The following is a 24433-nucleotide window of genomic DNA, read 5'->3' on the forward strand; positions in this document are numbered from 1 at the left end:
CTTTGCAAAGATCTGGGCATTCCCTCTTCTGGGAACGATAAACTAGAAACTCATGTATTTTGTATACTACTTAAGTAAGAAAAAAGATGGCAATATGTTTAAAACACATTGCCATCTTTTTTATAATTTAATTACTGTTGACATCATGGAGTGATTTTTCATATTTGGCACTTCGTGAAGATAAAAGTACAAAATAACTTAACATCCCAAAATAACAGGAAATTACTAACGCATGCATTAGAGCTATTCCCAGATTTAACAGGGTGAAAATGATCATTGCGCCAAAAAACACTTGTAGGGTGATTAATGCTAATGATGTTAACCATCCCCAATACATTATTCTGCTTGTTCGATAATATTTTACCATTCTTATAACTAGAGTTATAGTCCAAATGAATAGTAGGCCGGCGGCTAAACGGTGACCCATTTGAATCCACTGTTCTAAACTATAGCTTTGAAATGATAAAGGTGAAGTATTGGTACAAAAAGGCCAGTCAGCACAAACTAAATTAGCCTCTGCGTGGCGAACAAGGGCACCTGTATATACGACAATATAGGTGTAGATGGTAATAGCATAAATCTCCACTCGGTGTTTCTTTTGAATAACCAATGATGCGGCATCAAACTTCCTGTCGATCTCAAAAATGAGCAGCATGACAAGAAACACTGCCGCAAAGGAAATCAACGATATACCGAAATGTGCAGCCAGTACGAAATCTGATTGGCCCCAAAGTACGGCGGCAGCTCCGATTAATGCTTGAATTATCAAAAAGATAACGGATAATGATGTGAGAAACTTAACCTCACGAATATGCCCTATATATTTCCATGCCATAATTGTTAGCGCTACTACAGCGAAACCAACAACGCCTGTTACTAGGCGATGACTTAATTCAATCACCAATTCTGGTGTTATGTTGGAAGGGAGAAACTCTCCTTCGCACAGTGGCCAACTGTCTCCACAGCCGTCGGCAGACCCTGTTTTAGTTACTAGAGCTCCGCCTAATAGTAGAAAGAGCATACCAACAGTCGACACAATAGATAACCACTTTAATGTTTTTATCATAGTAAAGCCTCACTTCAATGTTGATTAGTAAATTAGCTACATCTCATAATAATATTAAGTCAATACACAATGCAATGAAATATGATTGGAAAATGATAAATGACACACAATTGTTATACTCTTTCTCTTTTTCTACTGTTTTCACTATGTAAAACTAAAAAAACCTTGCATTGTTGTCATTTGTTTGCTAGAAATAGTGTAGGGGATATTTGTTATGCTTTGTATTACCATGTCCAAATCTGAATATTAACTATACTTACGTCGCGTTCGCAATCAAGGTGAGTTAATTAGATTGTAATACAATTCCATGATACAATTATAATTAATTTATATCCAAGGTACTTTTGGGGAATAGTATTATGGTAACTCCATCAGTATGCTTGGTCTTATCATGCCTATAGAAGGGGTTTGTAGGGGGGGAGAATTTTGAACAAAGCAGAAACACCTTCTTCGCAAATGGTTAGTACAACTGTACTCTCCAAAAAGAAAAGCACTCATTTTATAGAAGATTTTAAAGCGCTAATTAAAATAGGAATTGTTAACTCGAATTTAATTACTGTAATTGCAGGTTTTTGGTTAGCACTTCACTACACAAATGGCACGTTTTTGGTTAATCTTGACGTATTTATTTTAACCATTTCAGGAAGTGCATTAGTAATTGCCGGTGGAGGTATTCTGAATAACTGGTATGATGTGGATATAGACCCTTTAATGACCAGGACAAAGAATAGGCCAACAGTAACTGGCAGCATATCATTAAACACGACATTGTTACTTGGATTATTGTCTACACTATTTGGTTTAATTCTTCTATCATTGACAACAATACAAGCAGCACTATTTGCTTTTGTGGGATGGTTTGTTTATGTGGTATTATATACTATGTGGTCGAAAAGAAGGTATACCTTGAATACTGCAATTGGCAGCTTTTCTGGTGCGGCACCTCCATTAATAGGTTGGGCAGCAATTGAACCTCATTTTCATATCGTACCATTAATGTTATTTTTAATAATGTTTATTTGGCAGACGCCTCATTTCCTTGCTTTAGCGATGAAGAAGACAAAGGAATACAAAGCAGCAGGTGTTCCAATGCTCCCCGTAGTTCATGGATTTGAAATTACAAAGCGACAAATTGTGATCTATATTGCCTGTTTGCTACCTCTACCATTTTACTTGGCTTCACTAGGTACAACCTTTATGGTAATTGCTACATTACTTAACGTTGGTTGGCTGTTTATCGGAATAAGTGGTTTTTTTATGAAGAATGATCTGAAATGGGCAAACCTAATTTTTATCTATTCTTTAAACTATCTTACTGTATTATTTTTAATGATGGTCGTTGTTACAATTAAAACACCATTTAGCTAAATTGTCCTTAATTAATTAACATAAATAAGGAATCAACAAGGAGAAAGAGAGGTATGAATTCATGAAAGGGATGGGAAAAACTAAAGCATTATTCCTATTAAGTTTTTTAGCAATAGTCTTGGCTGGTTGCGGTAAAGAAAACTTAACCGCTCTCGTACCAAAAGGGACTGGAGCAGAAACATCAATGAATTTGATTTTGCTATCAACACTTGTCATGGTGTTTGTGTTTGTGGTTGTAATTGTGGTATATGTTATTGCCCTAGTTCGCTTTCGTAAAAAGAAAGGACAGGAAAATTACATACCAAAACAAGTGGAAGGTAATAAGACACTTGAGACAATTTGGACAGTAATACCAATTATTTTGGTATTGATTCTTGCAGTTCCAACTGTTGCGGCAACATTTGAATTGGCAGACATGTCAAAGTCCGGTGACGGAGTAAATATTGAAGTTACTGGAAACCAGTATTGGTGGCATTTCAATTACAAAGGGGAAGAGATTCAAACAAGTCAAGACTTGTACATTCCAACAGGAGAAAAAGTTTATCTGAATATGATTTCTTCTGATGTAATCCATTCATTATGGATACCAAGTATATCAGGAAAAATGGATGTTAACCCTGAGAACGTAAACAAAATGTATATTGAGGCAAAAGAAGAAGGTGTTTATTGGGGTAAATGTGCTGAACTTTGTGGGCCTTCACATTCACTAATGGACTTTAAAGTAGTTGCAGTGAGCCCAGAAGAGTTTGACAAATGGGTATCTGATATGCAAGATGTCGACCCGAAAGCACAGCCACAAGACGCAGTAGCGCAAGAAGGTAAGGATTTATTTGAAGAAAAGAGTTGTATGGGTTGTCATGCTATAGGATCTTCACCTGCAGCTGTTGGACCTAATCTTACTGACTTTGGAAACCGATCTAAAATTGCTGGCTTCCTTGAGCCAAACGAGGAAAATCTTGTTAAATGGATAATGGACCCTGAATCCATTAAGCCTGGAAATAAAATGACAGGTAATTATCCTGCTGTTTCTGAAGAAGAAGCAAAGAAAATTTCAGCCTATCTGATGCAATTAAAACCATCTGATATTACTCCTGAAAGCGCAGGCAAATAGTAATATTTAAATTCTTAAGAGAGAAATTAAGGGAGGTTTGAACCTTGAGTATAGCAGCTACTCAAAAAAGAGGCTTCGGAGCCTTCTTGTGGGATTATTTAACAACAGTCGACCATAAAAAAATTGCGCATTTATATTTATTTGGTGGCGGATTCTTCTTCCTGCTTGGTGGTATTGAAGCATTATTTATTCGTATTCAACTAATTAAACCAGAAAATGACTTTCTAAGTGCTGGTTTATATAATGAAATGATTACAATGCATGGAACAACCATGATCTTCTTGGCAGCTATGCCGCTGTTTTTAGGGTTAATGAATGCCATCATGCCTTTGCAAATAGGTGCTAGAGATGTTGCATTCCCGTTTTTAAATTCATTAGGTTTTTGGTTATTTATGTTTGGTGGAATTTTATTGAACTGTAGTTGGTTCTTAGGTGGAGCTCCTGATGCAGGATGGACTTCTTATGCGCCACTATCCATTCAATCACCTGGGCATGGAGTAGATTTCTACACACTTGGCCTGCAAATATCCGGTGCGGGAACATTAATGGGTGGAATTAACTTCTTAGTAACGATTGTTACCATGCGTGCGCCTGGAATGACTTATATGCGTATGCCATTATTTACTTGGACTACATTTGTAACTAGTGTTCTTATTCTTTTTGCTTTCCCGGCTCTAACAGTAGGATTATTCCTGCTTATGTTTGACCGTATGTTTGATTCAGCTTTCTTTGATGTTGCTTTAGGTGGTAATACCGTAATCTGGCAGCATTTATTCTGGATCTTCGGCCACCCGGAAGTATATATATTGATCTTACCTGCTTTCGGTTTGTTTAGTGATATATTCTCTACATTTTCAAAGAAAAGATTATTTGGTTACACTGCGATGGTTTTTGCCACAATCTTAATCGCTTTCTTAGGATTTATGGTTTGGGCTCACCATATGTTTACGGTTGGTTTAGGTCCGGTCGCAAACTCTATCTTTGCAATTGCAACGATGGCTATTGCAGTACCAACAGGTATTAAGATATTTAACTGGCTTGCAACTATGTGGGGAGGAAGCATTACTATTAACTCAGCAATGCTTTGGGCACTAGGATTTATTCCTTCATTTACAATTGGTGGTATGACTGGTGTTATGCTAGCTTCTGCGGTAGCTGACTATCAGTATCATGATACCTACTTTGTTGTTGCACACTTCCATTATGTTATTGTTGGTGGTTCTGTATTTGGAATCCTGGCAGGTATACATTACTGGTATCCAAAAATGTTTGGCCGCATTCTACATGAAGGTATGGGTAAAGCTGCATTTTGGATTTTCTTAATAGGTTTTAATTTGACATTCTTTATCCAACATTTCCTTGGATTAATGGGTATGCCACGTCGTTACTGGGTATTCCTTGAAGATCAAGGGCTAGATACTGGTAACCTTATAAGTACAATTGGCGCATTTTTAATGGGGGTTGCAGTAATAATTCTTCTAATCAACATTATTTACACTGCAGTTAAAGGGGAAAAAGCTCCTGCTGACCCATGGGATGGTCGTACGTTGGAATGGGCAATTCCTTCACCACCTCCATTCTATAACTTTAAACAAACGCCACTTACTCGTGGTTTGGATCCTTTATGGATTGAGAAAACAGAGGGTAAAGGCAAAATGACACCTGCAGAACCGCTTGGAGATATTCATATGCCTGATGGATCTATTCTTCCTTTCATCATGTCATTAGGATTCTTTGTAGCTGGTTTTGGGTTTATTTACCAGGTTGATCACAGTGCATGGTTATTGGCAGTTTTTGCTGGTATTGGTACAGCATTGATTTGTATGTTAATCAGATCTTTGAAGGACTACCATGGCTATCACATTAAGAAAGAAGATCTTGAAAGGGAGGCTGACTAATATGAGTCACGATCATTCCTTAAGTCCAGAAGTAATGCCGCAAGAACCAGAAAAAGCCACCCTTGAAGGAAAGAATAAATTCTTTGGTTTATGGTTTTTCCTTGGCGGAGAGACAGTTTTGTTTGCCAGTTTTTTTGGGACCTACCTTGCATTAAGAAATTCCACTGCGGGTGGCCCTACGTCAACTGATTTATTTGGATTAGAGCTTGTATTTATTATGACAATGCTGTTATTAACAAGTTCATTAACAAGTGTATATGCGATGTATCATATGAAAAATAATGACTTTAAGAAAATGCAATTATGGCTTGCTATTACTGCTTTTCTAGGAATGGGTTTCCTTGGTTGTGAAATTTATGAGTTTGCTCATTATATTCACGAATTCGGTTTTACATTCCGCTCTTCAGCGTTTGGGTCAGCCTTCTATACATTAGTTGGCTTCCACGGTGGTCACGTTGTATTTGGACTTAGTTGGTTAATTGCTTTAATGGTTAGAAATGCAAAAAGAGGCTTGAATTTATATAATGCTCCAAAATATTATACATTCAGTCTTTATTGGCACTTTATTGATGTTGTATGGGTATTTATCTTTACAGTAGTTTATCTAATGGGAAAGGTAGGTTAAATTATGTCAGAGAACACCAATACCAACAGTGTTAATTCGTTTCAAAAGAAAAGAAATAAAGATGAAATGAAAAAGCAATTGATTTCCTTTGCTTTAATGATTGGATTTACCATAATTGCCTTTACCTTGGTTGCTACAAAAGCAATGGATAAAATGTTTATTATCCCAGTAATTCTACTATTGGCAATTATTCAAGTTGCATTTCAGTTTTATTATTTCATGCACATGAAAGATAAAGATCACGAATTCCCATCTATGATGATTTATGGTGGAGTATGGGCGGCAGTATTAACTGTTGCTACACTATTAACAATTGCATGGTGGTAAACAGAAGAGACCGGTAAACATACCGGTCTTTTTCTTTTGGTCTTTTAAATATTTTAGAAGTAAGTTGGAGTGTTAAAAATAAAAATATCGCAATTTAGATAAAATGCGAACTAACTACTCGTGTTTAGATTATGTGAAATAACTGTGTTGTTGAAAAGCTCACTGAAATAGTTGCAGAGGTAAGCCCCATTGATTTCCATTGCATGCGGACGCTTTCAAACCTCCGGGTAAAAGCGTGACATCTGTTCGTAACCTCACAGTGTCTTCTTTACCGCTCGGCATGGCCTCAGCCGCTTCCTCCGCTACGCTCCGCCCAGGGTCTTCGCCTCATGCTATTTCGGCAGGAGTCGCGGGCCAACAGGACAAGGAAAGCTTCTAAGAGAAACATCGCACGCAGAAAAAGCGGATTTCTTTTTCAAGGACGTTGATCATGCAATCGTCGCCACAAAGGGTTTTCGTTGGGACGAGTTAGCAGCCCCTGTCCCAGGACGTGGCGTTCTTAGATTGCCGCATTCCACTCCAATCAATTTTTATTGCGCTTTATTTTAATAATATATGGTTGCCTATTCCAGTCAGTTATTATAGTCCTTTATATTTAAGGAAAGTTTTAAAATCGTCACATTCTATACGTGTATTCAATGATCATGTAAGTTATAATAATAGAGATAAACCCTAAATGGAGTGATTATCTATGTGGTTAGAATTACAAATATTTGGTTTCCGTGCTTTATGGAGTCCTTATTTCTTCCTATTTGTTATCGGTCTTGGAGTGGCATATTTTTTAATTACCGGCCCCTTTAGATCTAAGTGGGGAATAGTGGAAAAGCCATCTAATAAACAACAGGTTTATTTTTATATTGCTCTATTATTGCTTTATATTGTAAAAGGATCTCCAGTTGATCTCTTAACACATATTATGCTTACTGCACATATGGCACAAATGGCAATATATTATTTGATCTTTCCTATTTTAATTATTAAAGGAATACCTGTTTGGATATGGAAAAAAGTGGTATATGCTCCGCTTATAAACCCAGTATTAAAAGTATTAACGAAACCGATTATTTCTTTATTATTATTTAACAGCTTATTTTCGTTATATCATGTACCAGCAGTTTTTGACTTTGCCAAATCGTCACAAATTGCACATACTTCGATCTCATTAGTGATCCTCATTGCAGCCTTTATTGTTTGGTGGCCCATTTTATCTCCTATTAAAGAATGGGATACAATGTCACCATTATTAAAAATTGGCTATATTTTTGCCAATGGAGTATTGATCACTCCTGCGTGTGTATTAATCATATTCGCTGATCATGCTTTATTTGCTGCTTACAGCCAAGATGGAGCTTGGATACAGGCAATGTCGTTATGTGTGCCTGGAAATGTATTGCAGGGGATATCTTATGCTATTTCTGGACCGGAAATGTTTTCACCAATGAGTACTCTTGAAGATCAGCAACTTGGTGGAATTATTATGAAGATTATGCAAGAAATAACATATGGCTATATACTTGCTCGTATTTTCTTTACGTGGTTTAATCAAGAAAGTCTTAAGGTTGATCCTATTCCGGCAGAGACGAATAGTTAGCCCAATCGATTAAACACCTTGCTTCCTTTGTGAGGTAAGGTGTTTTCTACATAACCGAAGAATGAAAGGAAGGAAAGACATGCCGTTGTTACCCACAATAAGTACCTTTTTTATCGCATTAAGTGCAATTTTAGTTGTAATAGGATGGATATTAATTAGTAAAGGAAATGCTAAAACACATAAAAAAGTCATGGTGTCTGCTGCTATCAGTGCATTACTGTTCTTTATTATATATGTTTCAAGAACAGTATTTGTCGGCAATACAAGTTTTGGTGGTCCTGATGAGTATAAAATTTACTACACTGTTTTTCTTATATTTCACATAACTTTAGCAACAATTGGTGCAGTTTTTGGCGTCGTTACACTAATGTTAGCTTTTAAACGTAAGATTACTAAGCACAGAAAAATTGGTCCTGTAACAAGTATCATATGGCTTTTTAGTGCAATAACTGGAGTAATGGTCTACTTATTACTTTATATTATTTTTGAAGGCGGAGAAACAACAAGTATGATAAAAGCGATATTGGGAACATAGGAATAGCAAACCCTGCTGATAAACAAAGAATAAGAGTGAGTATAGTTCTATTACCGAGTGCTTGAAAGGTATTACAAATATTTCTCCAAACATCTTTATAAAGTTAGGGAATCTACCATCCTACATTTTGTATTAACCGTCTTTATATGAAAAGGAGGAAGAGCGATATTGCTCTTCCTCCTATATTTTTGTATTCCATTTTATAATACCTGCTTCTTTTGCGGAGTTAAATGCTATAAATAATAATGGACCTAATATAAAACCTAGTAAACCTAATAATTTTAGTCCAATAAACATGGCGATCAATGTGGCCAATGGAGATAGCCCAATATGTTGCCCCATCACTTTAGGTTCAACAATACGTCGAACAGCAAGTAAAATGATTGCAAGAACAGCAAGTTGAATACCTAGTGATGTATCACCTGCCAGTAATAGAAATAAAGCCCATGGCCCCAGTATAATGATAGAGCCGATAATGGGTATTAAATCAACGATCCAAATAATAAGCGACATCATTATCGCAACTTCTGGAGTGATTAAAAATAATCCGACTAATGATACTGCTAGAATCAGAAGGCTTACTAGAAATTGAGCTTTAAGAAATCCAAGTAATACATCAGCTAAACGTCTGTTCATAAAAGAAACTTTTTCAGCAGTTTCTTTTGTTAGCAAATTATACATTTTTGCTTTAAGTAAAGGCAATTCCAACATGAAAAGAAAGAGAGCAATAAGATAAACAATAAAACTAATTAAATATTGGGGTACTTTACTGAAAATCTCTGCAATGTTATCTAATGTTATTTTTTCTTTCGCTGTATTGCTAAGTGCTGTTAAGTTTTCCTCAATACTATCAGAAATCTGTTTTACGAATTCTGGAGGAAGGTTATTCGTATATTGTTGAAGATCTTTCTCCCACTCTTCATACATATCATTCAATTGATTAAAATGACTAGGTACATCCTCTACAAAATTTACAACTTGAGTCACAGCTTTTGTAACAATAAAGGTTCCAGCGATTCCAACCAGCAGTAAAAAAAGTAAAAATATTATAGAAACCGCTGCTTTTCGGCTAATCTTCGTTTTTCTTTGCAGCAAACGAATTGTAGGGTTAAGCAATAGTGCTGTAAAAAAAGCAACAATAAGAGGAATGGAGACGGGTAGAATAAAGATTATGAAAAGTACTAGCAGTACGGCTATAAATATTAGTGTCCAATGGCGTTTTGTAAGTGTGCGGATCAACGTTAATTAATGTCTCCTTTCATATGTAGCCAATATAATGGCAGCTATTTCTATAAAGAATATAGCATTAAATTTCCAATTTGAACAGAAAATTTCTTTGTATTATATTAAATTGAATAAAAAACCAACTACTAACATTTGATCTGAGTAGTTGGTCAGTTTGAATTTATTTTTTATATTGTTGAATTTCATCTTTTACTTTAGTAATAATGTTGTTTGCTCGTTCCACAAGGTTAGCAGGGAATCCTTCTTCCTCGCCATATTCAACCCCATGCGGGTAATAGTGTTTTCCTAAAAGTGGAGGCATTAGTTTAATTACAGCATTGCCTCTATCTACATCTCCTTCAATAGAGTAGCCTTGAATTCGGATGTAATATGTAATGTTTTTTTCTTTTGATTCTATTTTATAATCATACGTTACGCGATCATAATCCCATTGCCCAGCTCGAATAAAAGCATGTTTTCCTGTTAAATGATCGAGTGGTTTTAAATCGATAACAACGTCCTCAATACCAGTATTCTCTAATCTCATCTTATCCACCTCACATAATTGTCCTTCCTACACTATAATAGTACGAAATAAGTGAACATGCAATTGAAAACGCATAAGATTTTTGATTATATCTTCTTTAGAGATAATAGAGTTAAGAGAATGTTTATAGTATATTGTGCATATATATAACAAAAAAGAAGAGAAGGGGACCATTCTATGCGGTTTATTCAAATTACAGTTATATTAACCATTCTCGCAGTTATTGTATTTTATGTAATGGAAGGAAAAGATGCTCCAGGTGAAAAATTAATTACTGAATCAGTAAGGATTACAAAAGAGAAATCTACCCTTTTAAAAGCTAAAGAGGGAACTCCAAATATGCAAAAAGAAATACCGTTGGAAGGGGACCTTTTTCAATGGGTGGGAAAAGGGACTGATCAGTTACAAGAACAGTTTGGGGAGCCAAAGAGAAAAGATCCAAGTGCATATGATTATACTTGGTGGGTCTATACCGATGATTCAAGTCAATATATTCAATTTGGAGTCTTGGGAGAAGAAGTTAAAACAATATATGCAACTGGTTCTGAATTGGGGTCAAAGCCTTTTGTCATTAATCAGACCTATGATGAGATAAATAAGAAATACCCTTTTGAAGAGCATGTTAATTATAGTGAAAATTTCGCATCCTACACTTTTAAATTAAATGAAGATGATCTTAAAATGCGTCCATTAATAAAAGTAGACGATGATATATTTGTGCAAGCTTATTTTGACACATTTACGGAAAAGTTATCCTCTATTAGAGTTTTAACTGCAGATATACTCTTATTGCACCGTCCCTATGAACTGGAATATCGTGGCCAAATTCCTGAGCGCCCTATATTAAATAATAGACAATGGTTAAAAATAGAGGAAGGTATGGAAAGGCAAATTTTCGAAATTACAAATGTTCTACGCCATCAATACAACAAGTCTGTCCTGAAGTGGGATGAATCAGTTAGTCAAGTAGCGTTAAAGCATAGTAAAGACATGGAAGTAAATAAATACTTTTCACATTATAGTCAAAATGGCAATGGATTAAAAGAGCGCTTAGCTGAAAAAGAGGTCTTCTATACTGCAGCTGGTGAAAATATTGCTGCTCAATATCCGGATGCACCAGCGGCTATAGAAGGATGGCTAAATAGTGAAGGGCATCGTCAAGCATTGCTAAAAGAAGAATACACCCATTTGGGAGTAGGGGTATATCGATTGTATTTTACACAAAATTTCCTTGCTAAACCTTTATAGGTATTTTGTTAGTCTGGGATTCTGAGTGGGAAGTCAGGCACATCTCTTAGAATTTAACATAAATTAAATAGTATAAATGTCTATTTAATATGAGGTGAGCAAGATGAATGAATCAGATTTGCACCCATCAGTTGTTAATTTTAAACGGTTTATAAATAAGCATCCTAAGTTATTAAAGGAAATTAGACGAAGTGGAAAGTCACTACAAGTGTATTATGAAAAATGGGCATTGCTAGGAGAAGAAGATTCCTATTGGGATCAATTTATTGAAGAAAAGCCTGAGGCTGAAGAAGAAGATGGGGATAAAAAAAACAAGGAGTTATTCAACCAATTTCTTAAAATGGCTGAAAATATGGATATAGAAAAAATACAGAAACAAGCCAATCAATTAAGCAATGCAATAACGACTGTTCAGGAAATAATCAGTCAGTTCCAATCTACGAAGAGCACTGGTACTTCTAACCAAAATCCTATTAATTGGTATCGAGACTAGGAGGAAATTCAATGCATCCACAATGCTATGAGTATCTAAAAAGTAATCCACAGTTAGCAAGATTCGTACGTCTTAATCCTATGTGGTACCGCTATTTGTCCAGAGAACCTTCCATGTTGACTCATATAGATAAAGAAGCGAAACGATTTTATGGAAAGACTTTTCCTCAGCGGGTTGAAAAATTAAATCATCAAGTGCAAATGCTTGAGATGCTTATTCAATTTGCTGGAGCAATGAAGGATTAAACATTTTCAGAACTTGTCTTAAATGATACTATAGTAGTGGAGGTGTAATAAATGATAGCTACTATGGAATATGTAGATATATTAGATAAATCCGAGCAATTGGGGAGTATGGTAATGGATTCAGACATAATGGAAGCCTATACTAATTCCCAGAAAGCTCTTCATAAAGATAAAGAAGCTCAGAAATTAATTAGAGATTTTCAACATATAAAAGAACAGTATGACGATGTCCAGCGATTTGGCAGATACCACCCTGATTATAATGAAATCATGAAAAAGGTACGAGCAGCCAAACGAGAAATGGATATGAACGATAAGGTGGCTGAATTTAAAATTGCCGAAAGAAACCTGCAAAAATTATTAGATGAGATTAGTAGATATGTAGCTCAGAGTGTAAGTGAACAAGTGAAAGCTCCTCAGGAAGGGGCAGCTTTAACAGATAGTGGCTGTGGTTGTGGAAGCGGTGGAGGATGTGGCTGTGCCTCCTGATCTTTGAATTTATATGGTTACTCTGATAAACTAAGTTGCAAATAACTTGTAAGTGAGGGCATGATATGAATGTGGATCGCCAAAGTTTAATAGTCTGGTTTCAACATTTGAAAAATATTAAACAAATAAAGAGGTATGGACATTTAATTTATGTATCAAAGAGAATGAAATATGCTGTAATTTACGTAAATCAGGATGAAATTGAAAAAACCGAACAAAAATTACTTAAGTTAGCCTTTGTATCAAAAGTAGACCGTTCTTATAAACCCTTTATAGAAACAAACTACGAAAATGCAAAACCAGATAAAGCAAAACAATATGATTATAAAATGGGTATATAATGTTTTTTAAAATATGGACAATATGTTGTCCATATTTTTTTGCTCTAATGGGTGAAGAGGTCTAATAATTAATAAAGGAGGCTAATTCGCTTTCCTCCCAAACTATGTATAACTAGATATAGTTACTTTTATACCTCAATTTTTTCAAAAGGCTTTTAACAAAAAGAAAAACCTGCAGAAATATTTTCTGCAGGTCCCTTTGTTTTCCTTTTAGAAAACAAAAAGGCAAAGGGAGAGGAGAAACCGAAGAAGATCTTATGGGGAAGTGTAAGTCTTCTTCGAGTTATGAAACAACCAAGCTAACCTTTAGCTGTCTCAATAATTTATTATGTACAAGAAAGATAAATTTATACATCAAAGTTCATGTTTTGTTATCGAATTTAAATTATTTTCATCTCTTCCCTTTTATGATAGGATTAATGTCGAATAGTGCCAAAGGGAGTGTGACTATGAGAGTTATAGCTGGGCAATATAAAGGACGTCAATTAAAAGCAGTTCCAGGTAAAAATACAAGACCGACAACTGATAAAGTTAAGGAAGCGACTTTTCAAATAATGGGTCCATATTTTGAAGGAGGTAAATTTCTTGATTTGTTCGCCGGCAGTGGAGCACTCGGCATTGAAGCATTGAGCAGGGGAATGGAATGGGGGATTTTGGTTGATAAGTCACCGAAGGCTATACATATCATTCATGATAATCTTAAAGCGCTTAACTTGGAAAAAGAAACAGAAGTATTTCGGGCAGATGCATTTCGTGCGTTACACGCTGCATCCAAGCGAGGACTTCAGTTTGATTTAATACTATTGGATCCGCCTTACGCAAAAGGAGATTATGAAGGATTAATAAATGAAATAGTCAGCTTAGAGATACTAAATAAGGGAGCTATGATCTATTGTGAACACGATCATTCTACCGTATTGAATCCATTACATAAATCACTATCTTTAATTAAGCAACAAAAATATGGTGGTACTATTACAATAACTATATTTAGAAATGACGCATAGGAGGTATTTTATATTGACTAGGTTAGCAATTTGCCCTGGTAGTTTTGATCCGCTTACTTATGGGCATCTGGATATTATACAGCGTGGAGCAAGGATTTTTGACCAAATTATTGTAGCAGTTTTCAATAACCAATCGAAAGCCCCATTATTTTCTGTTGAGGAACGGATAAAATTAATTGAGGAATGCACTATCGATCTGCCGAATGTGATAGCGGATTCTTCTGATGGATTATTGATGGATTATGCAAAAGAAAAAAACGCTCAGGCTATCATTAGAGGGCTTAGAGCAGTCAGTGATTTTGAATATGAAATGCAAATTACTTCCATGAATAGAAAGTTAGATGAAGAAATTGAAACTTTTTTTATGATGACAAATAATCAATATTCATTCTTAAGTTCAAGTATAGTAAAAGAAGTGGCAAAGTATAAAGCAAATGTTTCAGATTTGGTTCCAAAACCAGTAGAGCAGGCGTTAATTACAAAGTATAAATAAAAGAAGAAGATGTTGTGATAAAAAGCAACATCTTTTTTTGTTGGCTCTAAAATATTTGTGGGGGTTATTCAATGGTTCGTTAAATAGATAAACTCCGACGTAACTTGATAGTACTTTAAGCGGCCGCTTCGGAAAATACATTTCGCTCTTGTGCTCGAAGGTGTGAAAGTATTCAACTTGTAGCAGGATTATGGGGGCTAAATACCCTTAGCAGATCATCTATCACCATTGATTTCCATTCCAGATGAACGCTTTCCGCCGGCATGGCTTCAGCCGCTTCCTCCGCTACGCTCCGTGCAGGGTCTTCAGCTCATGCTATTCCGGCAGGAGCCGTGGGCCAACAGGACAAGGAAAGCTTCTAAGAGAAACATCGCACGCAGAAAAAGCGGATTTCTTTTTCAAGGACGTTGGTCATGCAATCGTTGCCACAGGACGTGGCGTTCTTAGATTGCCATCTTCCATTTCAATCAATTGGTATAGACTTTTATCTAAGTTTAGAGTTTGCTCAACTTTTTTGTGACAAATATATTATAACTTTGATAATCCTGACTCATCCTAGCGGAGGGGAAATATGTAGACTCCAGCGGGAAAAGCGAGACTAGCGAGACCCCGGAGAACGTAACTAATTAGGAACAAAGGCTAAGTTCGTCACGTCCTGTGACAACGCCTTTGTAACCAGCATCCTGCAGGCCCGAGTTCGAGGAGGCTCGCAGGCCGCCCGCAGAAAGCGTAATATTTTCCCGTAGCGAGATTAGAAAATCATATCCACTACGTCGCATTTTCCCCCAACTATGAATGAAGAAATACGTTTGTACCCCAACAATTGCAGTAGAACCTTGTTGTGTAAAGGACATTGCTAACTCTGTTTACCACGGCGATAAAGAATAATAAAAGCGATAGCCAAAGAAAGGATAGTGAAAATTGGCCCAAATTGTTTTAGGAGTTCCAGTAAATCCAACCAGAATAATTGAGCCTGACCTTGTTGAGTAACAGGGATGTCATCTGTTCCGAATGCTTGTTTATTTAAATAAAGAGGCTTATAAAGAATAATCACAATAATACTTGCAAAAATTCCATGAAGAAATCTAGCGAAAAAGTAAGGAGTAAAACGGATATCTGTTTTCGCGAGAATACTTGCAACCTGGGCTTGTACGGAAAAGCCATTAAACCCTAAAATAAAGCTTATTAAAATCGCTTTTGCTAGTATAGAGTCTGTTGAAACACCTGAAATACTCTGAGCACCAATCGTTATTTCAAACAAGCCGGAGAATAATGGTAAAGCCATATCTATAGGAAGTCCTATTATTTGCAGAAACACCTTAAAAAATATGGCTAAAAATGGGGTAATGCCAACTAAAAACAGTAATTTAGTAAGTACGGAGAACAAGATGATGAATCCTCCAACCATGACAAGTGTTTTTATGGAATTAACAACTGCGTCTCCCAACACCTCTCCAATCGGGCGGGGGTCTTTTAGGCGAGTGTGATGCATTTCTTGAAACGCTTTAATAAGTGAAAAATTTCCATTTGTTTTTGGCTTTGTTTCTCTGGAAGATTTTAAACCATGGAATCGCATACAGAATCCAACTAGTGCATTGCCAATATAATGTGCAGCAGCTAGCAATACGCCCAGCTTTGCATCATGAAAAAAACCTACCGAAACGGCTCCAATGATGAACAAGGGGCTTGAGGCATTTGTAAACGATACGAGTCTCTCAGCCTCAATCCGAGTTAATTGTTTTTCCTCACGTAATCTACTGGCTATTTTTGCTCCAGTTGGATATCCACTTGCCATACCCATCACCCATCCAAAACTCCCAACACCTGGCACGTTAAACAATGGTCTCATGATTGGTTCAAAAAGAATACCTACAAACTTAACTACCCCAAATGCAAGTAATAATTCGGAGGTAATGAAAAATGGTAGTAAAGAAGGGAAAACTACTTCCCACCACATATTTAATCCTCTAATACTAGCCTTGAAAGCTTCATCTGGGAACCTTATCAGTGAAAAAGCTATAAAAGTGGACAGGCTCGCTAATAATAGTGTTTTCGTTATTTGTTTCAATCCTCTGCCTCCTATATCATGACCCATTGCTCTGTACATCCCTCTATGATAGTAGTAGAATAATTCTAGCTTGTTCTATAATAATTTTATTTGAGTAGTACAAGTCTTTATCAATATACGCACATACATAGCGAAAATATGCCATACACTTTTATTGGTTAAGAGTTGGAAGGAGCATGTAAATGAGATTTACAAAGAAACATTTATTTTTTCTGTTCATTATTATTATCCTTATTTATTTTTTGGCAGCATTTAAAATTCCTTACTACATATACAAACCAGGTAGTGCAGATGCACTAAATCCTATTGTAGAGGTTGAGGAGGGTTATAAAAGTAAAGGAGATATGCATCTTGTGACTATAAGCGGGGGACAGGCTACTCCATTACAATTTATTTGGGCTAAGATTCTTCCAAATCAGGAGGTCATGCCATTAGAGGATGTTCGTCCTGAAGGAGTTACCGAAGACGAGTATATGCATGCACAACTTCAAATGATGGAAAACTCACAAGAAGCTTCAACAGTAGTTGCATGTAAAGCTGCAGAAAAAGGCATAGAAATTGAATTTAATGGCGTTTATGTTGTAACGGTGATAGATGGAATGCCAGCTGACGGTATCCTCGAAATGGGTGATAGGATTGTTGGTATTAATGACAAGCAAGTTAAAGAAGCCGAAGACTTAATCACATTTGTAGAAGGTAAGAAAGCCGGAGATATTGTCACTATCAAATTTGTTAGAGAGAGAAGGAAATGACACAAGATATAAAATTGGATGCATACGAAGAACTTGATGGTAAAGTAGGAATTGGTATTCGATTGGTTACAGACCGTAGTGTTACGGTTGACCCGGAAGTCCACTTTTCAAGTGGTAGGATCGGTGGACCGAGTGCTGGATTAATGTTCTCACTTGAAATATTTGATCAATTAACCGAGGAAGATTTCACGCGAGGTTATGAAATTGCCGGAACAGGTGAAATAGATTATAATGGCAACGTTGGAAGAATTGGTGGTATTGATAAAAAAGTGGTAGCAGCTGACAGAGAAGGTGCAGATATCTTCTTTGCTCCTAATGAAAATGGTAATAAAGATTCGAACTACCAAGTTGCAAAGGAAAAGGCAGCTGAAATAGACACATCGATGAAAATTGTCCCTGTTAATACATTTCAGGATGCGGTCGATTATTTGAAAGGCTTGAAACCTGCTTCTAAATAATTAGTAATAGATTATGTAATTAAATTACTTAGTAAATGAAAAGTCGAACGTTTTTCGAGATATTATACAATCCGAAACGTTCGACTGTTTTATTTGATTCTCATATACATAGATATCGCGCTTGTGCACGGAGTTTTGAGAGCGTCCGCTGTAGCGGAGATCAAAGAGGTTATCCACTTCCTTAAAATGAAATAATCACGAGCTCGCATTTATCTTGCACTCCGAAGGTAAATGAGATTTGCTAAAAAATATTATATTTTTTAGGATAGAACACATGCCTTCATTGGAAAAATAGCTGTTTTATATAATAATTGGTGGCTGCAGCTCTTGTTTACGTAGTGTCTCTGCAATGCTCGGAGGAAGGATACTATAATAAGCGTTACTGGCTATTTCCTCCAAGCTTAAGGAAATATCCATGTTTTTAGTTAACTTTGTAACAAGTGGTACTTGTATCTTCTTTTTGTTCAAATTTATGTATTTTCGACCTGTCTCATTGAATCCCAGTAGCCTGACATAAGATACAGATTGATCGTCAAGGATAGGGAGTAGATCTTCTTTTTTTGTATTTGTAAGAATATGGACGAACATGCGTTGTAGTCTTGTACGAGTGTAGCGTTTTGTTTTTAGTTCATCCATCCATCCAGAGAAAGAAGTTGCCGTTTTTGCCGTTTTTTTAATTCTGTATTCAATTCCTTCGGTCACGCCATGAATCTTTCTAATCTCATCTAATGACATTGTTAATACACGATACTGAAGGAGAGGAAAGTAATTTTCCCATGTATGCCAGTAGCCAGTTATTTTTTTATATTTTATCAACTGTTCACAAGTTGAAACTGGCAATGTTCCTTGGATTTTCTCTGTGAGACTTTCCTGTTGAAATAATGCCTTCCGTATACTAGTGGCACTTGCGACAGAGTTATTAATCATTTGATCGTGATAATTGCTGCCTGTACGTTTGATTGTAATTGGGCTGATGGAAAGATTCCCTTCAAATATAGCTCTAATATAACCAAATCCAAGTATATTATTTGGCTTTGTCAAATCGAGTTCATTGGTAGATAAGCCTATCTGTTTATAGGCAGCCTTGCTTGCTTCAGGGAAGGAAATTCCTTTTTTTAAATATAGTTGTACAACCTCATGAAAGATAGCCTCTTTTTCTTTAAACATTTTGTAACTTGTTATAAAATTGGAGGTATCACCAGACTCACTACCAAAACAAATACTGGAAACCTTCAGTTTATCCAATGTGTGTACGGCTCCTTTTGCAAAGAAGTCACTATTTTGGACAGCATATGAATAAGGCAATTCTACTACTAAATCCACACCCGATGCCAACGCAGCTTGAGTGCGGTGAAACTTATCTATTATTGCCGGTTCACCTCGTTGTAGAAATGAACCACTCATAACTGCTATAATACAATCTGCTTTAGAGGATTTTTTCGCTTGCTGGACATGATATAAATGACCATTATGAAAAGGGTTATATTCAACAATTAATCCACAGGCATCCATAAACAAACACTCCTACTATATAATGGTAATATTGTAACAAAAATAAAGGAGGTGTGCATGCATTATAGAATGAAGAACCCTGCTAATACGATAGATGAGTTAACGATTATATTATTGGAAGACGTATTAAATGGCTGTCTGTATTCTGTAAAGAAAATATGTTGACAAAAGTCCAATTTTCTTTTAAAATTACTCTTGTTGCCTTGAGGTGATAATAATGAAGTTTGCAATAGCACAGATTAGAAAAAATGCTTATAATGATCCTTTTCAATTTGATGAAAAGGTTGATGTTTCTGAATTAGAAACGATGAACAATGATATACGTCATATAGATCCTGTAAGGTCCATGGTAAATGCTATCTTCATGGAGAGCAGATATTTTTCACTCTTCATATAGAGGGTGAAATGACATTACCATGTGCACGTACATTGGTGGATGTACCGTATCCTTTTGATATTAAGGCAGATGAAGTTTTTACTACATCTTCTTACTATACGGAAGAAGAAGAGGAAGATGAAATTCATCCTGTTAAGGGAGAAGTGCTTGACTTAACTCCTTTAATAAAGGAAAATATTCTATTAGAGGTACCTTTTCGCGTGTTTTCCGATGGGGAGAATAACCAGCAAGGCGCTCCAAAAAAAGGCCAGGATTGGGAATTTGTTTCAGAGGAAAAAAAGGAAAAAACGATAGATCCACGATTTAAAAAGTTAGAAACATTATTAGAAAAAAATAAGAAAGACAAATAAGAATCATTGTTCTCGTTTTGTTTTTTATGTGAAGGAGGTGTAAGTCATGGCAGTACCTAAAAGAAGAACTTCTAAAAAGGTTAAAAATCAACGTCGTACTCATAAAAAATTACACGTACCTGGCATGGTTGAGTGCTCTAATTGTGGAGAACTAACTAAACCGCACCATGTTTGTAAATCATGTGGTCAATATGATGGCAAAGAAGTTGTAAACAACTAATATTTTTTAAAAAACAGATCATTTCGATGGTCTGTTTTTTTATTTCCTGAAGTGCTAGGGGGTTACAATTAGAGGAAATACGACATAAATTACAGTACTATCAAGTTGCTTTATAGTTTATTTAAGGTTCTAATATATATGTTAAGGTTATTCAATGATTCGGGAAATAGATAAACTCTGAAGTAACTTGGTTGCTTTTTAATGGCCGTTTCGGAAAATACACTTCGCTTTCCGTAGGCAACGCTTCAGCTTCCTCGGAAGAAAACCACTTCCTTGAAAAAGAAACCCGCTTCTTCTGCGTGCGATGTTTCTCTTAGAAGCTTTCCTTGTCCTGTTGGCCCGCGACTCGTATCGGAATAGCATGAGCTGAAGACACTAAACGGAGCGTAGCGGAGGAAGCGGCTGAAGCCATGCCGGTGGTAAGCGTCCCCCTGTAGCGGAAATCAATGGGTCCATCCACTTCTTTAAAATGAGATTACTCTAGTCCGCAGTTCCCTCCAACTGTGAATGAGTAACATACGTTTGTATCCCAACATTGCAGTAAATCATTATTTAAAATGCATTGTTAATCTCGGTTTGATAAGGTAAACAGTTTATATGATATTATAAATGAAAACGCAATTAAGGAGAGAAATTCGTGGAAAAACATATTACATATACCTCTCATCAGAAGAACTATGGAGAGATTTATTTGAATCGACCTGAAAAACATAACGCAATATCAAAGCAGATGACAGAAGAGTTTATGAGCTGCATATTAGAGGCAAAGAAAGACACAATTAAGTTTCTCGTCATTACTGGTGCAGGGGAAAAGATGTTTTGTTCTGGTGGGGATCTGACTAGTTTACATGGTAATCTATCTTCAGATGAGGCCTTCAATCATCTTTATCCTATGAAGGAAGTACTGGCTGAAATTATGACATTTCCCGTTCCGGTTATTTGCTTATTGAACGGTGGAGCATTAGGAGGTGGCTGTGAAATCGCTACAGCGTGTGATCTCCGAATCGCGAAAGAAGGCAGCAAATTTGGCTTTGTTCAATCCAAACTGGGAATCGTTCCAGGTTGGGGGGGAGGAACCTTATTGTATGAAAAAGTAGAACCCAGCTTTGCGTTTCAGTGGTTATTAGAGGGAACTGTTCTTGAAGCTCCCTATTTAAAAGAACGTGGATGGATTCAACATATTGTTGCGGATGAGGAATGGAAAAACACCGAGAAACTACTAGAACCTTATATTTCAAAATCGTATGAGCAAATGAAAGTACTTAAGAAACAATTTAAAAAGAAATTATCAAGTATTGGATTATCATCTGTAATGGCGGAAGAAGTGAGAAATTGTGCAATTTTATGGGAGTCTGAAGAACATATTCAAGCAGTTAATAAATTTTTAACCCGCTAATAGAGTATAATTGTGTAAAAACATAAACATTTATTCTATCAGAACTATTCTTTGCATACATTTATAGCAAACGAATAAGGAGGGATAGAATGAATGCTTCACGTCAGGATGCTTGGACCGAAGATGAAGATATCGTTTTAGCTGAAACTGTTATAAGGTATATTAGAGAGGGAAAGACACAGCTAGAAGCGTTTAAGGATGTAGCCAGGCAATTGTCTCGCACATCTGCAGCATGTGGTTTCAGGTGGAATGCGACTATACGAAAACATTATCAACATGCCATTCAGTTGGCAAAAGATGAAAGAAAGCAACAAAATAGGAAAGATATTTATCAAGGTAAAATTCTTGAAGGTAATTCGAAAGAAACAATTCAAACTGCGATATCTTTGTTGGAACAGATGAAATTAAGTCTGTCTGAAGAAGGGAAAGATAGAATTCTCCGTGAGGATCAAGACAAACAAGTAGCTGACTTAAAGATAGAGAATGAGAAGTTGAAGAAAAAACTTTTGCGTTACGAACATGCATGGGAGGAAATGGGGAAGCTCTGGACTTGGGTGAATGCGGAATCGTAGCAATTATATAATATTCATTAAAATAGCAAAAGACATGAATGCACTACATAAGAGTCGTTCATGTCTTCTGCAAGGATTTTTTTGGATTATTTATTTTCCTGTTCCTCTACACCTTCTGGTAGCCATATCAGTGGGTTTTCTCCAAGGTCTCTTTCCATGTCGTAATGTGCTTTTTGGAAGTCCATCTTCTCCCAGAAACCATGAGAATTTATTCTAGGGTTTGTTTTAATTGGTAAGTTATAACTCTTCGCAAAATCCACTAATGCTTTACCGTAACCTTTCCCTTGGTAATCGGGTAGTACTTCCAGCTTCCATAGTGTTAAATAATCCTGTGGCGGCTCAAAATATTGATCGTATTTTGCTTTTACTGTATAAAGGCTCATTCTCGCCACCAAATTATCTCCAAAGTAGATTCCGTAAAATGGTGAATCACTATCATTTTCTACCATATTACTTTCAAGGTCTTCCAACATCGATAATTCCTGGTTGCCATATTCTTTGAAATATTTGAACTTTTCTAAGGTTTTAAAGTTAATAAGCAATTTTTCTACTTTTATACGATTCATGATATTTCTCCCCCTCTTTCCCATTTAAACAATAATTAGTGTTCCTCACTATATACCTCTTTCATTATAATATAAAAAAGAACAGATTCAAATAAAAGAATGATATTACAAATTATTACCGATTTAATGAATATTCGGATATAATTATTATTGCTATACTGTTCATACATAAATTAAGGGGTTGTGGATATGAATATCGGCGTAATTGGTGGCGGAGCTATAGGGTTATTATTAAGTGGCTATTTAGCTGAAGAACATAATGTCACAGTATATGTTAGACGGACAAAACAAAAATTACTGATAGATTTACACGGGGTAAGGATTTCAGATAAGTTTGATCGACGGCAAGTACAATGTGAACTTATACATAATATAAAGGATCAAGATTGTATTATGGTATGTGTCAAGCAGTTTCAGTTCTTAGAAATTTTGCCACACCTTTCTAGCCTGGGTAATGAAGTTTTGTTGGTTTTTCTACAAAATGGGATGTCACATATAGAAAAAATTAGTAATTTAAGTCAACCAATTAGTATAGGTGCGGTAGAGCATGGAGCTGAAAAGGTTAATGATTATACCGTTAAGCATACTGGGGAAGGTGTTATTAAGTTGGCGTCATACAGTAGAGTAGCTAACAATGAATTACAACAGCTTTTATCTGAGCTTGAACAACATGATTTTCCGATGGTTTATCGGGACAACTGGTCTATATTGCTAAAAGAAAAGTTGATTCTTAATGCAGTAATTAATCCATTAACAGCTCTTTTTCAAGTTAAAAATTCACAAGTAATTCAAAATGAATATATTAGATTTTTGGCTAAGCAATTATGTGAAGAAGCAAGTTTTATTTTAAACTTGAATGAAGATAAACAATGGTCTGAGGTTCAGCGGGTTGCAAAAAACACTGGGGAAAACACGTCTTCCATGTATAAAGACATTAAGGAGAGAAGAAAAACTGAAATAGAAGCGATCTCTGGTTATCTGTTAAAGCAATGTTCAAATACCAAAATACCATACACTTCATTTATATATCATAGTTTAAAAGCTTTAGAAAAGAAGAAAGGAATTCTGAATAAATGAAGGAATTCATTATATATCTTATTTCTATTTTTGTTGCTTTACCGATCCTTGCAACCTGGGTTACATATTTAATTGCTCGTAAAGTTGGTAAAACAAAGATAAAGGCCGTCCATATAACCGTCTATGTAACGACCATATTATATATTATCGCAGTAGCAATGTTATTTAAAATTATTGTTGGCCATACTCATTTGGGGTATTTAGCGGTCCTCGTATTATCTGTTTTATGTATAATTATTTTCTATCAATGGAGATATAACACGGAAATCGTTATTTTTAAAGCCATTATCCTAACCTGGAGAATAACATTCCTGCTATTCTTGTTTGCATATTTGCTGTTATCGATGGTAGGGATTATCCTACGCATATTTTACTAATTCATGTTAGTATAGGCAGATCATATGAAATTTAGGAATGAATTATGTAAAATACGTATTGGATAATGAATAAAAGGAGC

The 24433-nt window shown here is 35.9% G+C and carries 29 protein-coding genes; 23 read left to right on the forward strand and 6 right to left on the reverse strand.

Annotation, left to right across the window (positions count from 1 at the left end):
* Window positions 1-127 precede the first annotated feature (127 nt).
* Window positions 128-1066 (reverse strand): COX15/CtaA family protein, encoded by a 939-nt coding sequence (locus tag JCM12304_RS11005; RefSeq protein ID WP_019378698.1) that lies wholly within the window; start codon window positions 1064-1066, stop codon window positions 128-130.
* A 456-nt stretch (window positions 1067-1522) separates the two neighbouring features.
* On the opposite strand from JCM12304_RS11005, the gene cyoE reads away from it, so the two are divergent.
* The 7 genes from cyoE (at window position 1523) to JCM12304_RS11040 (ending at window position 8521) form a co-directional block, all read left to right on the forward strand.
* Entirely contained in the window at window positions 1523-2434 is a 912-nt protein-coding gene (cyoE, locus tag JCM12304_RS11010) for a heme o synthase (RefSeq protein WP_060680423.1), read from the forward strand.
* A 61-nt stretch (window positions 2435-2495) separates the two neighbouring features.
* Window positions 2496-3545, forward strand: a complete 1050-nt coding sequence (gene coxB, locus JCM12304_RS11015; protein WP_019378696.1) for a cytochrome c oxidase subunit II — start codon at window positions 2496-2498, stop codon at window positions 3543-3545.
* Between the two features lie 44 nt (window positions 3546-3589).
* Entirely contained in the window at window positions 3590-5443 is a 1854-nt protein-coding gene (gene ctaD / locus JCM12304_RS11020) for a cytochrome c oxidase subunit I (RefSeq protein ID WP_019378695.1), read from the forward strand.
* Window position 5444: 1 nt separating this feature from the next.
* The gene (locus tag JCM12304_RS11025; protein WP_019378694.1) at window positions 5445-6068 is read left to right on the forward strand and encodes a cytochrome (ubi)quinol oxidase subunit III; all 624 of its coding nucleotides are present in this window, start codon (window positions 5445-5447) and stop codon (window positions 6066-6068) included.
* Between the two features lie 3 nt (window positions 6069-6071).
* Window positions 6072-6395, forward strand: coding sequence for a cytochrome c oxidase subunit IVB (ctaF, locus tag JCM12304_RS11030; protein ID WP_019378693.1), 324 nt, complete (start codon window positions 6072-6074; stop codon window positions 6393-6395).
* 691 nt (window positions 6396-7086) lie between these two features.
* Entirely contained in the window at window positions 7087-7986 is a 900-nt protein-coding gene (gene ctaG / locus JCM12304_RS11035; protein WP_019378691.1) for a cytochrome c oxidase assembly factor CtaG, read from the forward strand.
* A 79-nt stretch (window positions 7987-8065) separates the two neighbouring features.
* Entirely contained in the window at window positions 8066-8521 is a 456-nt protein-coding gene (locus JCM12304_RS11040; RefSeq protein ID WP_019378690.1) for a DUF420 domain-containing protein, read from the forward strand.
* A gap of 180 nt (window positions 8522-8701) precedes the next feature.
* Here the strand turns inward: JCM12304_RS11040 and ytvI are convergent, their stop codons facing one another.
* Entirely contained in the window at window positions 8702-9760 is a 1059-nt protein-coding gene (ytvI, locus tag JCM12304_RS11045; protein WP_019378689.1) for a sporulation integral membrane protein YtvI, read from the reverse strand.
* A gap of 166 nt (window positions 9761-9926) precedes the next feature.
* Complete coding sequence (locus tag JCM12304_RS11050; RefSeq protein ID WP_019378688.1) at window positions 9927-10292, reverse strand: YugN family protein; 366 nt, start codon at window positions 10290-10292, stop codon at window positions 9927-9929.
* 177 nt (window positions 10293-10469) lie between these two features.
* On the opposite strand from JCM12304_RS11050, the gene JCM12304_RS11055 reads away from it, so the two are divergent.
* From JCM12304_RS11055 to coaD, 7 genes are all read left to right on the forward strand, one after another.
* Window positions 10470-11540, forward strand: coding sequence for a CAP domain-containing protein (locus tag JCM12304_RS11055; RefSeq protein WP_060680378.1), 1071 nt, complete (start codon window positions 10470-10472; stop codon window positions 11538-11540).
* A gap of 103 nt (window positions 11541-11643) precedes the next feature.
* Entirely contained in the window at window positions 11644-12033 is a 390-nt protein-coding gene (locus JCM12304_RS11060; RefSeq protein WP_060680382.1) for a YlbD family protein, read from the forward strand.
* Between the two features lie 11 nt (window positions 12034-12044).
* Window positions 12045-12278 (forward strand): YlbE-like family protein, encoded by a 234-nt coding sequence (locus tag JCM12304_RS11065; RefSeq protein WP_060680384.1) that lies wholly within the window; start codon window positions 12045-12047, stop codon window positions 12276-12278.
* Window positions 12279-12329: 51 nt separating this feature from the next.
* The gene (locus JCM12304_RS11070; protein ID WP_060680385.1) at window positions 12330-12767 is read left to right on the forward strand and encodes a YlbF/YmcA family competence regulator; all 438 of its coding nucleotides are present in this window, start codon (window positions 12330-12332) and stop codon (window positions 12765-12767) included.
* Between the two features lie 65 nt (window positions 12768-12832).
* A complete protein-coding gene (locus JCM12304_RS11075) occupies window positions 12833-13108 on the forward strand; it encodes a YlbG family protein (protein WP_019378683.1) in 276 nt (91 codons plus the stop codon).
* Between the two features lie 419 nt (window positions 13109-13527).
* Complete coding sequence (gene rsmD, locus JCM12304_RS11080; RefSeq protein WP_077358355.1) at window positions 13528-14115, forward strand: 16S rRNA (guanine(966)-N(2))-methyltransferase RsmD; 588 nt, start codon at window positions 13528-13530, stop codon at window positions 14113-14115.
* A 13-nt stretch (window positions 14116-14128) separates the two neighbouring features.
* Entirely contained in the window at window positions 14129-14608 is a 480-nt protein-coding gene (gene coaD, locus JCM12304_RS11085; RefSeq protein WP_019378681.1) for a pantetheine-phosphate adenylyltransferase, read from the forward strand.
* 856 nt (window positions 14609-15464) lie between these two features.
* Here coaD and spoVV read toward each other — a convergent pair.
* Entirely contained in the window at window positions 15465-16676 is a 1212-nt protein-coding gene (gene spoVV, locus JCM12304_RS11090; RefSeq protein WP_060680387.1) for a dipicolinic acid transporter SpoVV, read from the reverse strand.
* Between the two features lie 182 nt (window positions 16677-16858).
* On the opposite strand from spoVV, the gene JCM12304_RS20365 reads away from it, so the two are divergent.
* On the forward strand, window positions 16859-17428 hold the full coding sequence (locus tag JCM12304_RS20365) for a PDZ domain-containing protein (protein ID WP_369813160.1): 570 nt from the start codon (window positions 16859-16861) through the stop codon (window positions 17426-17428).
* The gene (locus JCM12304_RS20370; protein WP_369813161.1) at window positions 17425-17886 is read left to right on the forward strand and encodes a S16 family serine protease; all 462 of its coding nucleotides are present in this window, start codon (window positions 17425-17427) and stop codon (window positions 17884-17886) included. Before JCM12304_RS20365 ends, JCM12304_RS20370 begins: the two co-directional genes overlap by 4 nt.
* A 300-nt stretch (window positions 17887-18186) precedes the next feature.
* On the opposite strand, the gene JCM12304_RS11100 is transcribed toward JCM12304_RS20370, so the two are convergent.
* Window positions 18187-19398 (reverse strand): nucleotidyltransferase, encoded by a 1212-nt coding sequence (locus tag JCM12304_RS11100; RefSeq protein WP_060680389.1) that lies wholly within the window; start codon window positions 19396-19398, stop codon window positions 18187-18189.
* 217 nt (window positions 19399-19615) lie between these two features.
* On the opposite strand from JCM12304_RS11100, the gene JCM12304_RS20375 reads away from it, so the two are divergent.
* The 5 genes from JCM12304_RS20375 to JCM12304_RS11120 all read left to right on the forward strand — a co-directional run bounded on the left by JCM12304_RS20375 (window position 19616) and on the right by JCM12304_RS11120 (window position 22333).
* Entirely contained in the window at window positions 19616-19795 is a 180-nt protein-coding gene (locus JCM12304_RS20375; RefSeq protein WP_369813162.1) for a hypothetical protein, read from the forward strand.
* Between the two features lie 8 nt (window positions 19796-19803).
* On the forward strand, window positions 19804-20145 hold the full coding sequence (locus tag JCM12304_RS20380; protein WP_369813163.1) for a YceD family protein: 342 nt from the start codon (window positions 19804-19806) through the stop codon (window positions 20143-20145).
* A 46-nt stretch (window positions 20146-20191) separates the two neighbouring features.
* Window positions 20192-20365: a 50S ribosomal protein L32 gene (rpmF, locus tag JCM12304_RS11110; protein WP_019378535.1), complete on the forward strand. Its 174-nt coding sequence runs from the start codon at window positions 20192-20194 to the stop codon at window positions 20363-20365.
* Between the two features lie 637 nt (window positions 20366-21002).
* Window positions 21003-21761, forward strand: coding sequence for an enoyl-CoA hydratase/isomerase family protein (locus JCM12304_RS11115; RefSeq protein WP_060680391.1), 759 nt, complete (start codon window positions 21003-21005; stop codon window positions 21759-21761).
* An 89-nt stretch (window positions 21762-21850) separates the two neighbouring features.
* Window positions 21851-22333, forward strand: coding sequence for an RsfA family transcriptional regulator (locus JCM12304_RS11120; protein ID WP_019378533.1), 483 nt, complete (start codon window positions 21851-21853; stop codon window positions 22331-22333).
* An 86-nt stretch (window positions 22334-22419) separates the two neighbouring features.
* On the opposite strand, the gene JCM12304_RS11125 is transcribed toward JCM12304_RS11120, so the two are convergent.
* Window positions 22420-22899, reverse strand: coding sequence for an N-acetyltransferase (locus JCM12304_RS11125; RefSeq protein ID WP_019378532.1), 480 nt, complete (start codon window positions 22897-22899; stop codon window positions 22420-22422).
* 189 nt (window positions 22900-23088) lie between these two features.
* On the opposite strand from JCM12304_RS11125, the gene JCM12304_RS11130 reads away from it, so the two are divergent.
* Both JCM12304_RS11130 and JCM12304_RS11135 read left to right on the forward strand, forming a co-directional pair.
* Window positions 23089-23976 (forward strand): 2-dehydropantoate 2-reductase, encoded by an 888-nt coding sequence (locus JCM12304_RS11130; protein WP_060680393.1) that lies wholly within the window; start codon window positions 23089-23091, stop codon window positions 23974-23976.
* Window positions 23973-24353, forward strand: coding sequence for a DUF3397 family protein (locus tag JCM12304_RS11135; protein ID WP_019378530.1), 381 nt, complete (start codon window positions 23973-23975; stop codon window positions 24351-24353). The genes JCM12304_RS11130 and JCM12304_RS11135 overlap by 4 nt, the downstream gene beginning before the upstream one ends.
* The last annotated feature ends 80 nt before the right edge of the window (window positions 24354-24433 follow it).

The organism is Virgibacillus halodenitrificans JCM 12304, from assembly GCF_001310895.1.
Classification (GTDB): Bacteria; Bacillota; Bacilli; order Bacillales; family Amphibacillaceae; genus Virgibacillus_Q; species Virgibacillus_Q halodenitrificans.

What these genes read in the sequence shown, in the direction of transcription:
- JCM12304_RS11125 (WP_019378532.1), bottom strand. Translation starts at nt 22,899, where the DNA reads ATGAATCGTATAAAAGTAGAAAAATTGCTTATTAACTTTAAAACCTTA.
- JCM12304_RS11060 (WP_060680382.1), top strand. Translation starts at nt 11,644, where the DNA reads ATGAATGAATCAGATTTGCACCCATCAGTTGTTAATTTTAAACGGTTT.
- JCM12304_RS11055 (WP_060680378.1), top strand. Translation starts at nt 10,470, where the DNA reads ATGCGGTTTATTCAAATTACAGTTATATTAACCATTCTCGCAGTTATT.
- JCM12304_RS20370 (WP_369813161.1), top strand. Translation starts at nt 17,425, where the DNA reads ATGACACAAGATATAAAATTGGATGCATACGAAGAACTTGATGGTAAA.
- JCM12304_RS11130 (WP_060680393.1), top strand. Translation starts at nt 23,089, where the DNA reads ATGAATATCGGCGTAATTGGTGGCGGAGCTATAGGGTTATTATTAAGT.
- ctaG (WP_019378691.1), top strand. Translation starts at nt 7,087, where the DNA reads ATGTGGTTAGAATTACAAATATTTGGTTTCCGTGCTTTATGGAGTCCT.
- JCM12304_RS11040 (WP_019378690.1), top strand. Translation starts at nt 8,066, where the DNA reads ATGCCGTTGTTACCCACAATAAGTACCTTTTTTATCGCATTAAGTGCA.
- coxB (WP_019378696.1), top strand. Translation starts at nt 2,496, where the DNA reads ATGAAAGGGATGGGAAAAACTAAAGCATTATTCCTATTAAGTTTTTTA.
- JCM12304_RS20375 (WP_369813162.1), top strand. Translation starts at nt 19,616, where the DNA reads ATGAAGTTTGCAATAGCACAGATTAGAAAAAATGCTTATAATGATCCT.
- JCM12304_RS11050 (WP_019378688.1), bottom strand. Translation starts at nt 10,292, where the DNA reads ATGAGATTAGAGAATACTGGTATTGAGGACGTTGTTATCGATTTAAAA.
- cyoE (WP_060680423.1), top strand. Translation starts at nt 1,523, where the DNA reads ATGGTTAGTACAACTGTACTCTCCAAAAAGAAAAGCACTCATTTTATA.
- JCM12304_RS11135 (WP_019378530.1), top strand. Translation starts at nt 23,973, where the DNA reads ATGAAGGAATTCATTATATATCTTATTTCTATTTTTGTTGCTTTACCG.
- JCM12304_RS11070 (WP_060680385.1), top strand. Translation starts at nt 12,330, where the DNA reads ATGATAGCTACTATGGAATATGTAGATATATTAGATAAATCCGAGCAA.
- rpmF (WP_019378535.1), top strand. Translation starts at nt 20,192, where the DNA reads ATGGCAGTACCTAAAAGAAGAACTTCTAAAAAGGTTAAAAATCAACGT.
- ctaF (WP_019378693.1), top strand. Translation starts at nt 6,072, where the DNA reads ATGTCAGAGAACACCAATACCAACAGTGTTAATTCGTTTCAAAAGAAA.
- JCM12304_RS11065 (WP_060680384.1), top strand. Translation starts at nt 12,045, where the DNA reads ATGCATCCACAATGCTATGAGTATCTAAAAAGTAATCCACAGTTAGCA.
- JCM12304_RS11100 (WP_060680389.1), bottom strand. Translation starts at nt 19,398, where the DNA reads ATGGATGCCTGTGGATTAATTGTTGAATATAACCCTTTTCATAATGGT.
- JCM12304_RS20365 (WP_369813160.1), top strand. Translation starts at nt 16,859, where the DNA reads ATGAGATTTACAAAGAAACATTTATTTTTTCTGTTCATTATTATTATC.
- JCM12304_RS11005 (WP_019378698.1), bottom strand. Translation starts at nt 1,066, where the DNA reads ATGATAAAAACATTAAAGTGGTTATCTATTGTGTCGACTGTTGGTATG.
- JCM12304_RS11075 (WP_019378683.1), top strand. Translation starts at nt 12,833, where the DNA reads ATGAATGTGGATCGCCAAAGTTTAATAGTCTGGTTTCAACATTTGAAA.
- JCM12304_RS20380 (WP_369813163.1), top strand. Translation starts at nt 19,804, where the DNA reads ATGACATTACCATGTGCACGTACATTGGTGGATGTACCGTATCCTTTT.
- JCM12304_RS11120 (WP_019378533.1), top strand. Translation starts at nt 21,851, where the DNA reads ATGAATGCTTCACGTCAGGATGCTTGGACCGAAGATGAAGATATCGTT.
- JCM12304_RS11025 (WP_019378694.1), top strand. Translation starts at nt 5,445, where the DNA reads ATGAGTCACGATCATTCCTTAAGTCCAGAAGTAATGCCGCAAGAACCA.
- rsmD (WP_077358355.1), top strand. Translation starts at nt 13,528, where the DNA reads ATGTCGAATAGTGCCAAAGGGAGTGTGACTATGAGAGTTATAGCTGGG.